Genomic DNA, 13,861 nt, shown 5'->3' with positions numbered 1-13,861 from the left:
AATCAAAATACTAAAGCTGCCTGTGCTCATATCTCCAATCATTTTAATTTATTGAATTTAAAGCTAAATATTTGCTGGTCTTAAACTTGCTCTGTTAAACCAACGCATACTTGAGGACGCGCATATGTTTAAAGCCATTCTTTTCGTAATACTTTTTTTACCGTGCTGTGTATACGCCAAGCAAAGCAGTTTAAATTACATAGAAAACGCCAATGGCGATAGAGTAAAAAAAGTATCTCACTTAGTTAAGTGGACTCATACTCGCTTTGTATTTAACCGCGATATAGCACGTGTTGCGCTAGGCCACGAAACCACACTCGATGTAAACGTAGTAAACGGACGCGAGCTGTTAATTTTAGCTAAAAAGTTGGGCCGCACCTCTATGATGGTGTGGTATGACGACAACACATCAGAAACATTTTTACTGGGCGTGACCGAAGACTACAGTGTACTTGAAAATGCCCTTAACGATATTCATCCTAACTTAGCGCTCACTATCGCACCTGATAGACACGCGTTAGTACTACGTGGCGAAGTACCTACGCTTAATTATCGCCATGCAGCCCACGAAGCAGCAAAAAACTATTTATATGCAAGTAGCTCGCAATCGGCGCAACCTGTTATTACCTCTGCGCCTAACCAAGGAATGTTTAATTCTTTAGCGCAGCGTTTACAGGGCATGGGTAATTTAAACAATGGCTTAGCACAAAGCTCAAGTAAAGTAGCGATTATTAACCTTATTAAAGTTACGCAAGCGCCAAAGCCTAAGGAAGCGCGCATAGCGCAGGTGTTAAAATCGATGGGGGCTGACAAAGTAACTGTAAAACGTATTTCGGTTGATGAGTTATCAAACGATGATAACGATGTGTTTATGCTCAGCGGCACAGTTAAAAATCAAATTGAACTGGTGCGTTTGTTAAATACCATCAATAAATTATTTGAACCAGAGCAAGCAAGCCAGGCACCCACTTCGGCACTAGATCCAAACGGGCTTATCAGTAGTGCAACGCAAAACGAAACAAGCGCTATTGAAGTACTCGCAAATGAGTCTGGCGGGTTATTAAATGACGATTCTGGCCTGACTTTAAGCAATGTTAATTCAAACGTAGCGCGGGCTACTTTGCTTTCGGTGGCTAAAGGTAAAGTGCTCTCAAGCATTGAAGTAGAAGACTTACCTCAAGTGAGGGTGTCGGTGCAGCTTTATGAAGTTAATCAGCGCCGCTTAAAGCAATGGCGTCCAGATATTAGTGTGCTTTCGAATGGGTATAACAACGAGCAAGGTTTATTTGGCCTAGAAGGCATGAATGCCCGTGAGTCTGGCTCAGCATCAATAGAAAACGCACTGCAATTAATTGGCGGACAATTAACAAATAACTTGCAGTTATCAACCTCGCAATTTGCCATTGATATGTTGTTTTCTTTGCTAGAGCAAGAGGGAATTTCAAGAACGCTTTCGCGACCTACACTTACCGTACTTGCAGGCGAAAGCGCGGTATTTAAAGTAGGCGGCGAAGTGCCAGTACCTACAAGCTACAGCCCATCTGGCATTTCCAGCGGGCAACAAGGTAACAGCGGTTCAGTGTTTAGTGGTACTGAGTTTAAATCGTTCGGCGTTAAGCTTAATGTTCGTGCTTTAGTGGATGACAAAGACCGCATAACCCTTGATTTAAACCCGGTTATTTCATTGCCAGACACCACACTCACAGCAGAAATAGCACAAAGCACTGGCAGCAGTTTAAACAGCAGTGCATTTAATACGCGCAGTATGCAAACATCTACCCGTTTACAAGACGGACAACCTTTAATTATTGGTGGATTAATTAGTACAGATAACAACGCCAGTCACGACTTTGTACCTGATGCAAACGGCGAGAGCCTGTTTGGTAAATTAAGCGAAACAACCAGTAAAAGCGAAAACAACCGCGAGTTGATTATTGTGGTTACCCCTAATTTAGTCCGCGAGCCGGTTAATAATTTACGTGTGTGGCAAACAGTTGATTTAGATAGCCAAATGGCCAGTTTTATACAGGAGCAAGGGTTATGAAAATAATATATATCGTTATTTTACTGAGTATATCGGGCTGCGCACATATAGATTATGCGCGCAGTATAAACCCACATACTGCACTAAGTGAAATTGTTACTAAGTATGCATTAAACAGCAGTGCTTTAACTTGTGAAGGGGTAAGCGCGGTTAATTGTTTAGCCTTAGTGCATGAGCTTAATCAGTTAATGCTTGAGCACCCAAACAATAAGGTTATTTTATCTGTATCAGCTTATGCGATTTATAAAAGCGGACGAGCTAATCAGGCGCAATCGGTAATAAACAAGCTTCTTAATTTACCTAATCCGCCTTTAAACGCGCTATCTTTAGGTATTAACTTGGCTATTGAGCAAGGTAATTTAGCCAAAGCAAAACAAATTGCCCAATACGCTATTGATGAATTTGGTACTGAGGCTTCACCGTATTTACAAATGGCGTCTATTTATTATGCGCAAGGGCATTACGTTATTGCAGCTAACTATTTAGAGCTTGCCTATAAATTTGGCACGCAGAAAAGCCATTATTACTATCACAAAGGGCTAATAGCTGAGGCGACACCTGATAACGCATTGGCGTGCCATTATTATAATGAGGCAATAGGTTTTGATGCGCAGAACAGCCAAGCCACAGCGCGCTACGCGAAACTTTCGGTACTTGGTAATTGTGAAAGTTAAGGCCGCAAGGCTTTTTTATTTAATTAAACTGTGCACTCCTTAGTTAAACCCGCTCATAAAAAGTAAAAGCAACGTACCTACCTAAACAATTAAAATAGCAATCCTCGGCGTTGTTTAAACCTATCTCGCTTTATGAATAATCCCAGCTAATTGCTCGTCACTCTTACTTTTAAAAGCTTTGCATAAATGAGTTAACAGCTTGCCTTTTAAATAATCTCTGCTTGCGTTGTAACGCACTTTAATAATGATTTGCAAAATGCGAATCATAACAAGGATAAGCAAAGCATATTTTAAAAAAACAAAATTAACCAACTGATTTATATGTATTTCATTAATGGCACGTTCCTCGCTATATGTAAAGTGGGCATAAGCTCTAACACATTTAAGGTGATCATTATGAAAAGCAACTTAAACGGTAAAAAAAACAAGGCTTTGTACTTACTTCTGAGCTAATTATTCTTTCAACTTCTATGGTGGCGGCGCTGGTAATTGGTTTATCAACCTTACGAGACTCTGTAACCAGCGAGCTTGAAGATGTAGCAGAAGCAATTGGCTCGTTAGATCAAAGCTATGTATTTGATGGCATGATCAACGCCGAAGGCACTGCAGAAATTTCAGGCTCTGGCTATGTGGATGCAGTAGATGTTTACGCAGGCGATGGTAGCTCGTTTACTTTTGTTGCCTCTGACTTTAGTGAAAGTGCTGCACTTATTAATGCAACGCCAAGCGGCGATGCTGCAACACGTACAGCAGCAGGTGGTTCACAAGGTAATTAAATTTATAACTACCTAAATCACACTGCCACAACCGTGTGGCAGTGAAATTTGTCAGGAGGAAATTATGAAAAGTAAAAATAATAAAGGGGCGACTACCGCTGCACTCACCTTACTTATCACTTCTGGCATGTTGGCCTCAGCGCTTGGCATCAGACAAGTAAACGAACAAGACTTAGTTACTGCCTGGGTGGTAAATAAAAATATGTCGGCAGGGCAAGTAGTGAGTGTGCACGACATTGCCCAAAAAGATGTAAACCCCAGTAACTATGCAAATATGGCGCTAAGTATACAAAATCCCCGCGCCTTTATTGGTAAGCAATTAGCCACTAATAAAATGGGTGAACAACCACTATTTGAAACAGATTTTATGCAGGTTAAAAGCCAAAATTTATCAGAGGCGATCCCCGCAGGCAGAGTGCTTTATACATTAAAATTAACCACTTTAGATATTCCATTATCGCGGGTGCACAAAGGCGACCGCTTAGATATTGTTGCTAAAACAAACCGGCTTGTAAGAACCGTTGCGCGCGATGTGCAGCTTATTGGCATTTCAAAAGGTCCTGGCAGTAAATCGCAAAAAAATGGCGTGATGGACAGCCTAGCAAAAAAAGAGCCAGCAACCAGCGCGGGTGTGTCATTAGTGTTGGCTGTACTTCCTAAAGATGTGTATTCGTTAGCCGAAATGATACCCAAGATAAGGTATCGATAATTGTGCATAGCGCTTATGACATTGAACAAGGGCGCTTACAAAATTTCTCCCAATTACAAACTAGCCGAACAATTCAAGTGGTTAAAGGCGTTAAAAACCAAGCTGTTTATGTAGCTAAGTGAGGCGCTATGTTTAATTTATCAAGTAAACCAGAGTCTGTAGAAACCAATTTAAATACCTTTGAATCACTTAAAAAAATTCTCCACGATGCAGTAATTGAAGAGTACGAGCAAGACCCAAGTGCTTTACTGAATGATGCGCTGCTTGAAAAAATATCTGCCCTTTGCAGTGATATTGACGAATTTGCACAATCATCATTTAACAGCCATCAACAAGCTCAAGTAGTACAAGCCGTTTACGACGAAATACAAGGTTTAGGACCAATAGCGCAATTTATGCTGGATGACCAAGTAAGCGATATTTTAATTAACGATACGCAAAATATTTGGATAGATAAGCAAGGTAAATTGCTATGTACAGCCAGTAAGTTTGACGATGAACGTCACTTACGTCGTTTTGTTGATAGATTACTTGATAGTTGCGCTCGACAAGTTAACGCACTGACTCCCATTGTAGATGGCAAACTAAAAGATGGCAGCAGGGTACATATTGTAGTGCCACCGGCATGCACCAGTGCTGCTATTGTTTCGATTAGAAAATTTAACCACAAAAACATTAACGATGATTTTTTAATCGACAATAAGTTTTTAAGCAAAAACTGCCTCACTTTTTAAAAACCGCGGTGGCCTTAGGGGTTAATATTTTAGTGTGTGGAAATGCCGGCGCGGGTAAAACCACTTTGTTAAATGTACTGGCTAATTCAATAAATACTAACGAGCGGGTAGTAACTATAGAAGAAAGTGCAGAGCTAAATTTGCATCATAATCATGTGGTGCAATTAGAAGCGCACGACACCAACAGCGATGGCAAAGGCGCCGTTACCCTGCGTGATTTAGTAAAAGCGGCACTAAGAATGCGCGCCGATAGAATACTTGTAGGCGAAGTACGCGCAGGTGAAGTAATAGACATGCTGCAAGCCATGAACTGCGGGCACCAAGGCTCAATGACCACTGTACACGCTAATAGTGCAAGCGATGCGGTTACCCGATTATCAACGCTAGTGCAATTACATAACGCGCAGCTAAGCGATACCCACACCAGCGCATTAATCGCATCAAGCATTCAGTTAATTGTACATGTTTCTAGAAATACAAACGGTGTAAGAACCCTAAAAAGTATTGGCGAAATAAAGCGAGTAGACGCACGTGCGCAATACTCTGCGCTGTATAGCGTAAGTGATACCGAGCAAGTAAATGATAAGGCAATTAGTACCTCAAGTGTGGTGAGCTTTATGCAAAGCCAAGGTGCCAACGCAAACGAAATAAGTGCATTACTGCAACCGGCCAGGGAGCGTAATTATGAATAAACTTGATTACTTACTGGCCATAGCAAGTGTTATGTCATTTACTTTAGCACTGAGTGTTTTTATAACACTTAAAGTAAAAACACACGCTGCAAGTACTAAGCACGAGGTCGATGTACTCGAAGAAAAAGACATTATCACAGTGTCACTGCGGGTACTTGGGATTAACATCAGTAATGCTTTATTTATAAGCGTTGCTTGCTCGCTTGCCACCAGTACTTGGTATGTTGCACAGTACTTTTATCCTCAAGCAACTACGAGTGCATTAATCGTTTCTTTGGTTGTATTTATAACCTGCTTCATAGTGATTATTGATTTAGCGTACTATAAATTAGCCAGGTTTGAGCACTTATTTTTAGAGTACATAGAAACAGTACAATCGTGTTTAAGTACTGGGCTTTCACTTGTTCAGGCTATGCAATTTGCCGACGAACACGCCGATAAATACATTAAACCGCAAAGTCATTTATTACTGCAGCGCTTAAATATGGGCAGTGATATACAAAGCTCGTTTGCCCCTTTGATTAAACGCTACAACTGCGAAACCGTTCGGTTATTTGCACATAGCATAATTACTCATACACAAAGCCAGTGCGATTTAACTGACATGCTTAAAAGTGTATGCAAAATGATGTCGTTAAGAACGCTAGATCGCCAGCAGCTCAAAGCTAAGCTTTCTGGTACTAAATACGCTGCGCTGTTTAGTGGCGTTTTACCCTACGCTTTAGTGCCTTTATTTAATTACACCGATCCAACCTGGTTCGATCCGCTGTTAAATAACCCCAATGGCATGGCGTTTATTACCGTTGCTGTGCTTTGCCAGTTATTTGGCTTTTTATGGCTTCGCCTAAGCTTGAGGGTAACGCTATGATAGACATATTTTTATTTGTTGGCTTATTGGTGAGTATGGGTGCATTTATCCATATTCAAAAGCAGTCATTAAAGGCTGAGGTTCAGCAACCTATCAAAACCAATATAAATTGGTATCCATTAATTGTTATTTCAAAAAGCCAATTTAGACAAGCAGGGTATCAGTTAAATAAAATTTTATTGAGCATGTACTGCTTTAAAATGGCCGCCACATTTTGTGCTTATACTGCCATAGAGATCACTGGTTATGTATTAAGTACACCGCTTGTAGCCATTATCTGTTTTATTAGCTTTTTTGCGCCTGATATGTGGTTTTTATTTAAAAAAGGCCAGCGTAAAGTACAAATAAACAATAGCTTAGAGTTTTTTTTAAGTGTGCTGTTAGTGTATATGCGCGCAGGCTTTTCGCTAGAGCGCGCATTTGCTTTAGCGGTTGATCACGGGTTAAGTAAAAAACACCCTTTATATAAAGAGCTTAAACTATTTTTGTTTGAGCTCAGTGCCGGTAAAGACCGCGAAACAGCCTTTAATTCGTTATATGACAGAACAGGGGTCTCGGGTTTAAAAAAATTAGCTAATTTAATGCTTATTGGCTCTAAGCTTGGCACCCCGTTAATACAGGCGGTTGAGTCACAATTAGAAAGCTTTGCGCTTAAAAAAAATATTTTATTAGCTAAAAAAGTAAATAAAAAAGCATTGCATACCACCTTTCCCATTATCTTAATTTGTTTTCCTATGTTTTTAGTACTGGTGTTTTTTCCTGCGGCGCTGCAGGTAATGAATGTACTAAAAATGCTGGTTGAAGTGCTATAGGAGCGCTCTATGAATAAACAATACCAACAGGGTTACATACTCACTATTGAGCTGATTTTAATCATTACCATTTTAATTATTGGCTCAATTGGTGGTGTTATTTTAGTGCGCGATGCACTTATTAAGCGCTATCACACAAAAGTAGATAACCAAATAACAGTGGTTGATGCTAATAACACACCTTTGGGAATCGCCATTGGGTTTGATGAGCACCAAGCGCCTTTAATTTTTTACACAGACCGCCAAGCAAATGCAACATATCGCGCTTTAATTGGGATACGCGATGACAGGTTCACCTCACGAGAAGCCATTTATTACGATGCGCCTAATTGCCAAGGCAACCCGTGTATAAAAAGTTTAAGTGATGAGTTTTCAGATAGTCTAGGAGTTAGTAACACCGCGAATAGTGGCAATGTAAGTTATATCAATGCGCTACAGCAAGGCCCTAATTATGCCATTGGCGAATTAAGTAACTCCGTAATGGGGCAATTATTAAAAAGTACAGCATTAGCGTGTCCCGCAACAGGTGACGAAATTGTATCGCGCTATATGTCTCAAAAGGTAGTTACTGGTAACCCGTGCGAAAGCTTTTCAATTGCTAAACAACAAGCCGATAGTAGTTGCTTGGTTGGTGTAACTGCGCTTGGTAATCCGTTACTAGGCATAGACAGTCAGCAATTATCGCAGTCGTGCAATAGTTGCCAAACAGGGTATGAGCCGCAAGGCGATATTCTTGATTTATATTTGCCACAAGTTGAAGTGTTATTAGGAACCGCGCTTGATGCACTGTCGCTCATAGGTGTAGCAAGCAGTGTAGATGTAGAGCTAGGCAGTATTTGCTGCCCACAAGGTACGCAACTAGAAGAAGATGAAAATATAGTAGAAACAGTGGTTTTTACTATTTTAGAAACAACTTTTGAGTTGCTAGGTATCGATTTAATAAATAACGACATAATTATTCAAACGCTGGCCCTTATTGGCATAGAGCCTGGCGTAACTTACTGCGAGGCTTCGCTCAATTTAACCTCGGCAGAGCCGGTGATAAATACACAAGGCGAACCTGCTTTAAATAACTTACTTCCGCCATTTAGAGTAAAACTTCCATCACATACAAGTGCTAACAGTACGCGTTGGATTTCTACACCGCCGAAAGGTGAAGGAGTGCGCCCATGAACAGTTCATATGCAAATAATATAAATGAATTTAACAACACACAAATAGATGAAATAAAACAAGAAATAACCGAAACGCTAACCCTAATGAAGCAGTTTTACGATGTTTCTATTGTTAAGTTCGTTGATTATAATGCCTTGTATACGCAACAAATTATTAGCTGCGATGTCCCATACAAAGCCGACAGTGAATTAAATAGCTTGGCACAAACGTGCACACAAGAAAAACTCTACATAATTGAAGACACCTTATTTGACCCACTAACAAAAGGGCGCTTCAAACAGGTACGCTTTTACTCTCAATATCCCATTTATAATTTAGATAACAGCTTAATTGGCGTACTGATCATTGCCGATGTTTCACCTAAAACACTTATAGGCTCTCAAAAAGAACAATTTGTATCTTTTGCGCAATTACTGCAAACCCAGCTTAATAAGCATTTTACCCCAACTAAGGCAATTAAACCGAGTGAGACAAAATCACTGAATCGATTTGTTCACTTATTTAGCTTAGCGCCGGTGGCCTTTTTAATTGCGCTGGTTATTTGCTCGTTCTCGGCTTTGCTTTTATATACGTTAGATAAAAAAGATAAAAAAAGTGCCTATGCCATACAAACTCAGCAGTTAAGGCAAACGCTGTTTGATGCATTAGAGCGCTTTGACAACCAAGCACTTTATATTACTCAAAAAGATAAAATTGTCGCAGGCTTTTTAAAAAGCCAACAAAGTTATACTCAGCAACAATTAAGTGATTTAGTAAAAACGCAGGTATCAAGCAGTTTAACGTATAAAGGTTTTGTTGTATTTGATAATGACTATAAACAACTTGCCATATGGTCTAAAAACAACTTTGATTTAGCAGCTTACGGCTTTACTAATTGGCTAAACGCATTTTCAATGCGAGCAAATAAACAATCAGTAGAGGTATTTACTGTAGCCGATACAGCGTTTTTAATTTCAGAAATAAACATGGGTAATAGCGCTATTTATACACTCACAGCCTTTGATTTAAGTTAGTTTTTAAATGCCATAATAGGTAAGCTAAATACGCAAAATTATAATTTATTTATATCAACCCCTCAGTTTATATTAGGAAGTAGGGGGGAGCTAAATGTTAAAACTATCCCTAACAGCATAAGCGCAGCAAGTAGTCGCTTTCCTGCTACGTGGCGCTTGCATGTGCAACCCATCAAACCGATAACGCCTGCTAATGTATCTAGGTTCGACTTATTTAAACTGGCATTAATTAGCTTAGCTATATTTGCATTTGTTTATTACTTTTTACGTTTACCAAGGCGATTACATGACGAAATTAAACAAAAAAATACCCTTATACTTAATAGAGAATCGCTGTTTTCAAGCTCGCTTGATGCGCTGCCGCATGGCTTTGCCATTTTTAATAGTAACGAATTTCCGGTAATAACTAATCAGGCATTTAACGAATTATTTTATCATGTTATTCAAAACAATAAGCAATTAAGTTACAGCCAAATAATGAGCATTTCTCAACAAAATAATATTATTACGCATTATAAAGAGCATAATAAATTAGCTAATGAACATAGCCAATTAATAGATATCGGCTTTAGTGACGGCCGCTGGATCACCGTTGTGCAAAGGCATACCGACTTTGGTGGCTTTGTTTGTTACTTTAGAGATGAAACACAAGCGCATCAAAAAGAGTTATTACTTGCCCAAGTAGTAGAAAAATCTAAGCAAGCTAACCAGCTAAAAGATAAATTTGTAGCCCGCTTAGCAATGCAATTAAAAGCGCCACTTAGTTCACTGCAATCTATAGTAGAGCTTAATTATAAATACAGTAAAGCCAATTTTAGCAATGAGTTAGAAAATGCATGCACACAGTTAAGTTGTGTTGTGCAGCAGTTAGTTAATATAAATAAAACCGATACCGGTAAATTAAAGCTTAAAATGAGCGCTATTAATTTAGCTGACTTACTTAAAAATACGGCCGATATTCTTAATAAAGACTCTGATGATAAAAATATAATCATTAATAACAACATGCCCATAGATAAAGGCATAAGCAGTGATGAAAAACTGATTATGCAATTAATTATTCAGCTTGCTAGTGAGCTTATAGAAAGCACACATCAAGGTAAATTGTCGTTAAATTCTGAGCTGATTAACGAGCAAGGTAAACATTATTTGTCGCTGGACTTTTCTATAAATAACTTAGCAAATCAGGGCAGTTTTTATAGTCAGTTACAAATGGTATGCAAACAACGCTCTTTTGAAAGCGATATTAATTTTGATGCTACATTAGAGCTGCGCTTTTTTATCTCAATTTTTAAAATGCTCGGCGGTAAAAATATTACTGTGCACGAGCGCGGTAAAACAACATCTATTAATTTATCGTTATTAGTTAACACCGTAGAATTGTTACCCGTAAGTTCAAACAAGCAAGACTCCATTACTGAAACTACAACGCATACAGAATTTAACAACACCAAATCGTTGTTATTAGTTGATGATGAACCGCTCGTAGAAATGGTTATTAAAGCCATGCTGAAAGATGAAAACGTAGCAATAGATTATGCAAGCAATGCAATAGAAGCTATGTTGATGGTGTCGCAAAATAATTACGATATTATTTTAATGGATATTGTTATGCCAGAACTGTCGGGCACAGACGCGATGCTTAAAATAAAAAAACATAACGCAGGCAAGCAAACCAAAATTATTGCCCACACTTCAGATTCTGAAACAAATAGTAATGCTAAGTATATTGAGCTTGGGTTTGACGACATGCTTGAAAAACCAGTAAAGCAGCAAGTATTAATTAATAAAATTAAGCATTTGCTAAGCTAGTCCAAATTAAACAATATAAAATTGTAAAATACACAGGGCCTATTATTTTTAATAGGCCCGAACTGGCAGTAATTATTTCATGTAGCTACTACTTTATTTCATAATTTTAAAAATGAAGGTTATTTTATAACTCTTTATTTTTACTCTTTTCGCTTAACTCAAAATAAATCCTACTTACTATTAATAGCCACAGACCGCGTTTTAAAGCCCTCTCAGGTTTTTATAATTATTAAAACCTCAAAAAAATTATGTAAAAAAAAAGCTGGGATGATAATTGCTCATCTCTATACATACACAGGTTTAGACTAAATTTAAAATATTGATGAGGATATTAAGTATGAGTAAAACACAAACCATTACCGTTGAAGGCCACAGAATTGCGTATCAAGAAATGGGCGAGGGCACACCGCTACTATTATTACATGGTATTCCGACTAACAAATCGTTATGGCGAAATGTTATGCCAACACTGAGTGAGCAACATCGTGTTATTGCACCTGATTTACTCAATTACGGCGAATCGGATATGCCAGAAAATACCGATGTATCAATTAATGCCCAGTGCAAAATAATCAGTCAATTTATGGATGAGCTAGGTATTGCTAAAGCAAACATTGCCTCTCATGATATAGGTGGCGGAATTGCGCAACTCATGGCGGTAAATTACCCAGAAAAAGTAAACAGCTTAATATTAATTGATAGTGTTTGCTTTGATTCTTGGCCAATACCCGAGTTTGAACCTTTGCTTGAACCTGGTGTAGAGCAAGAAACATCGGTTGATGAGTTTGTTGATACGCTAAATGATTTTATGCCAAAAGGTGTATACGATAAAAGCATAATGACCGATGAGCTGAAAAAACAGTATTTAAAGCAATGGAGTAATGAGCAAGGTAAAGCAGCGTTATTCAATAATATGCGCCGACTTAATAAAGAGTACACACAAGCAATTGCCGGTGAGCTTAAAAGCTTAAAGCATGAAACCCTCATTTTATGGGGTGATGAAGATAACTTTCAAAAACCTAAATATGCACCTCAGTTAGCTCAAACCTTACCAAATGCAACACTAACTTGGATAGAAAAAGCAGGGCACTGGGTTATTGATGAAAAACCAGAACGGGTAACTTCGTTAATGGGTGAATTTTTGGCTGATAAAAAGTTTTAAAATATCTTAATTTAAAAGCCTAGTTAGCCACTTTGGCTAACATGTATATAACACCATGCCGTTTGAGCTGTATTAATTTTTGTATAATTAGTTACTCAAACGGCTTTTTTGTTTTCATCTATTTTTTTGTATTTAACCATTTAAGTAAAGTCGCTATTAATTGCTCAATATTCATACATTGAAAGTGTGCGTATACGCTTTATATTAGGGTGATTACGCATAGAAAAAAATAAATCAGTCAATTTAACATAATGCATGTAGGTATATAAAAACCCCTTTATTCGCTAGGTCTACAAGTGACGTCACTACGTTGAATATAAGGCGAGGGTAACTGTATACTCGCGACTTTTATTAGTAATACCAAAAGCCTAAGACGATATTATTGTATTTATAAACAATTAGTTAGATACATATTGCTGTAATAATGTACTGCTAATTTTTACCCTCATTTAATTGAGGATAAAACAATGAAGACAATAATAAAGGCATCAATAGTACTTACAGGTTTATGTTTTGCACACAGCGCAAGTGCAGACAATTGTTTACAAGGTTGCCCAACAGGTTTAGATAATGGCAATACAATTGAGCGAAGTATTTATACTTTAAAAAATAATCGTTATACAAAGTTTGCAGATTGGGTAGCTTACCATGTTACGACTAGCACTATGAGTGGACCATCGAGAAGCAGAAGTTGGAAAGCCGATCCGGATTTATATTCTCACTATACGTTAGAACCCGCTGATTATACTGATGCGTATGCAACAATAAATACCGATAGAGGCCATCAAGTTCCATTAGCATCTTTTAGTAATACGGCTGATTGGAAACTAACAAACTTACTTTCTAATATTACGCCGCAATCATCCGCATTAAATCAAGGCCCATGGGTTAGGCTTGAATCTGCAGTGCGAAATCACGTAGGAAATGGAAATGATTTATATGTAGTAACAGGTCCATTATACGAATATTATTTTGCAGAGTTACCACAAGCTAACGAAGCACATACGATTCCAAGCGGCTATTTTAAAATTGTTATGCAGCAAACTGGTAGCACAATTAAAGCATCGGCATTTATTATGGAGCAAACAGCAAGTCGCAGTGATAACTTTTGTAATACCGAAGTAAGTATTGATGAAGTTGAATCGCGCTCGGGTATAAATGTAATGCCAAACTTATCGTATAACAGTGCACAAACAATTGAATCATCAGTGTATGGTTTAAGGTTTGAGCTAGGTTGTAACTAAGTCATATTATTTTTGAGTAAAGCCTTAGGTTTTAAGAAAAATCTAAGGCTTTAAATTAAACCTGATATAAGGCGTAATAAATTCTTGTAGCAGTAAGTTAGCTCTAAACAAAGTGATAGAAACGACGATTAGAAAATTTGAGCCT

13 protein-coding genes are annotated in these 13,861 nt (G+C 38.2%); all 13 read left to right on the top strand.

Annotated elements, in window-relative coordinates; translation table 11 throughout:
* The first annotated feature begins 124 nt into the window (after positions 1-124).
* The 13 genes from VOI46_RS08005 to VOI46_RS07945 all read left to right on the top strand — a co-directional run bounded on the left by VOI46_RS08005 (position 125) and on the right by VOI46_RS07945 (position 13,716).
* The gene (locus tag VOI46_RS08005; RefSeq protein WP_282337584.1) at positions 125-2,044 is read left to right on the top strand and encodes a pilus assembly protein N-terminal domain-containing protein; all 1,920 of its coding nucleotides are present in this window, start codon (positions 125-127) and stop codon (positions 2,042-2,044) included.
* On the top strand, positions 2,041-2,718 hold the full coding sequence (locus VOI46_RS08000) for a hypothetical protein (protein ID WP_004586595.1): 678 nt from the start codon (positions 2,041-2,043) through the stop codon (positions 2,716-2,718). Before VOI46_RS08005 ends, VOI46_RS08000 begins: the two co-directional genes overlap by 4 nt.
* Before the next feature lie 470 nt (positions 2,719-3,188).
* Positions 3,189-3,494, top strand: coding sequence for a hypothetical protein (locus VOI46_RS07995; protein WP_004586593.1), 306 nt, complete (start codon positions 3,189-3,191; stop codon positions 3,492-3,494).
* Positions 3,495-3,558: 64 nt separating this feature from the next.
* Complete coding sequence (locus VOI46_RS07990) at positions 3,559-4,203, top strand: hypothetical protein (protein WP_004586592.1); 645 nt, start codon at positions 3,559-3,561, stop codon at positions 4,201-4,203.
* A gap of 128 nt (positions 4,204-4,331) precedes the next feature.
* The gene (locus VOI46_RS07985) at positions 4,332-4,937 is read left to right on the top strand and encodes an ATPase, T2SS/T4P/T4SS family (RefSeq protein WP_004586591.1); all 606 of its coding nucleotides are present in this window, start codon (positions 4,332-4,334) and stop codon (positions 4,935-4,937) included.
* An 8-nt stretch (positions 4,938-4,945) separates the two neighbouring features.
* Complete coding sequence (locus VOI46_RS07980) at positions 4,946-5,629, top strand: CpaF/VirB11 family protein (RefSeq protein ID WP_004586590.1); 684 nt, start codon at positions 4,946-4,948, stop codon at positions 5,627-5,629.
* Positions 5,622-6,497 (top strand): type II secretion system F family protein, encoded by an 876-nt coding sequence (locus VOI46_RS07975; RefSeq protein ID WP_282337583.1) that lies wholly within the window; start codon positions 5,622-5,624, stop codon positions 6,495-6,497. Before VOI46_RS07980 ends, VOI46_RS07975 begins: the two co-directional genes overlap by 8 nt.
* Complete coding sequence (locus VOI46_RS07970; RefSeq protein ID WP_004586588.1) at positions 6,494-7,309, top strand: type II secretion system F family protein; 816 nt, start codon at positions 6,494-6,496, stop codon at positions 7,307-7,309. Before VOI46_RS07975 ends, VOI46_RS07970 begins: the two co-directional genes overlap by 4 nt.
* A gap of 9 nt (positions 7,310-7,318) precedes the next feature.
* The gene (locus tag VOI46_RS07965) at positions 7,319-8,482 is read left to right on the top strand and encodes a hypothetical protein (RefSeq protein WP_324738207.1); all 1,164 of its coding nucleotides are present in this window, start codon (positions 7,319-7,321) and stop codon (positions 8,480-8,482) included.
* Positions 8,479-9,498 (top strand): hypothetical protein, encoded by a 1,020-nt coding sequence (locus VOI46_RS07960; RefSeq protein ID WP_004586586.1) that lies wholly within the window; start codon positions 8,479-8,481, stop codon positions 9,496-9,498. The genes VOI46_RS07965 and VOI46_RS07960 overlap by 4 nt, the downstream gene beginning before the upstream one ends.
* Before the next feature lie 162 nt (positions 9,499-9,660).
* Positions 9,661-11,310, top strand: coding sequence for a response regulator (locus VOI46_RS07955; protein ID WP_282337581.1), 1,650 nt, complete (start codon positions 9,661-9,663; stop codon positions 11,308-11,310).
* A 337-nt stretch (positions 11,311-11,647) separates the two neighbouring features.
* Positions 11,648-12,472: an alpha/beta hydrolase gene (locus VOI46_RS07950; protein ID WP_004586583.1), complete on the top strand. Its 825-nt coding sequence runs from the start codon at positions 11,648-11,650 to the stop codon at positions 12,470-12,472.
* Between the two features lie 467 nt (positions 12,473-12,939).
* Complete coding sequence (locus VOI46_RS07945) at positions 12,940-13,716, top strand: DNA/RNA non-specific endonuclease (protein WP_004586582.1); 777 nt, start codon at positions 12,940-12,942, stop codon at positions 13,714-13,716.
* Positions 13,717-13,861 lie beyond the last annotated feature (145 nt).

The organism is Pseudoalteromonas sp. CuT4-3 (genome assembly GCF_035666335.1).
GTDB classification, from domain to species: Bacteria; Pseudomonadota; Gammaproteobacteria; order Enterobacterales; family Alteromonadaceae; genus Pseudoalteromonas; species Pseudoalteromonas atlantica.
This window is presented reverse-complemented; position numbering and strand designations above follow the sequence as displayed.

Coding starts and splice junctions, on each gene's coding strand:
- VOI46_RS08005 (WP_282337584.1), top strand. CDS start 125: ATGTTTAAAGCCATTCTTTTCGTAATACTTTTTTTACCGTGCTGTGTA.
- VOI46_RS08000 (WP_004586595.1), top strand. CDS start 2,041: ATGAAAATAATATATATCGTTATTTTACTGAGTATATCGGGCTGCGCA.
- VOI46_RS07995 (WP_004586593.1), top strand. CDS start 3,189: ATGGTGGCGGCGCTGGTAATTGGTTTATCAACCTTACGAGACTCTGTA.
- VOI46_RS07990 (WP_004586592.1), top strand. CDS start 3,559: ATGAAAAGTAAAAATAATAAAGGGGCGACTACCGCTGCACTCACCTTA.
- VOI46_RS07985 (WP_004586591.1), top strand. CDS start 4,332: ATGTTTAATTTATCAAGTAAACCAGAGTCTGTAGAAACCAATTTAAAT.
- VOI46_RS07975 (WP_282337583.1), top strand. CDS start 5,622: ATGAATAAACTTGATTACTTACTGGCCATAGCAAGTGTTATGTCATTT.
- VOI46_RS07970 (WP_004586588.1), top strand. CDS start 6,494: ATGATAGACATATTTTTATTTGTTGGCTTATTGGTGAGTATGGGTGCA.
- VOI46_RS07965 (WP_324738207.1), top strand. CDS start 7,319: ATGAATAAACAATACCAACAGGGTTACATACTCACTATTGAGCTGATT.
- VOI46_RS07960 (WP_004586586.1), top strand. CDS start 8,479: ATGAACAGTTCATATGCAAATAATATAAATGAATTTAACAACACACAA.
- VOI46_RS07950 (WP_004586583.1), top strand. CDS start 11,648: ATGAGTAAAACACAAACCATTACCGTTGAAGGCCACAGAATTGCGTAT.
- VOI46_RS07945 (WP_004586582.1), top strand. CDS start 12,940: ATGAAGACAATAATAAAGGCATCAATAGTACTTACAGGTTTATGTTTT.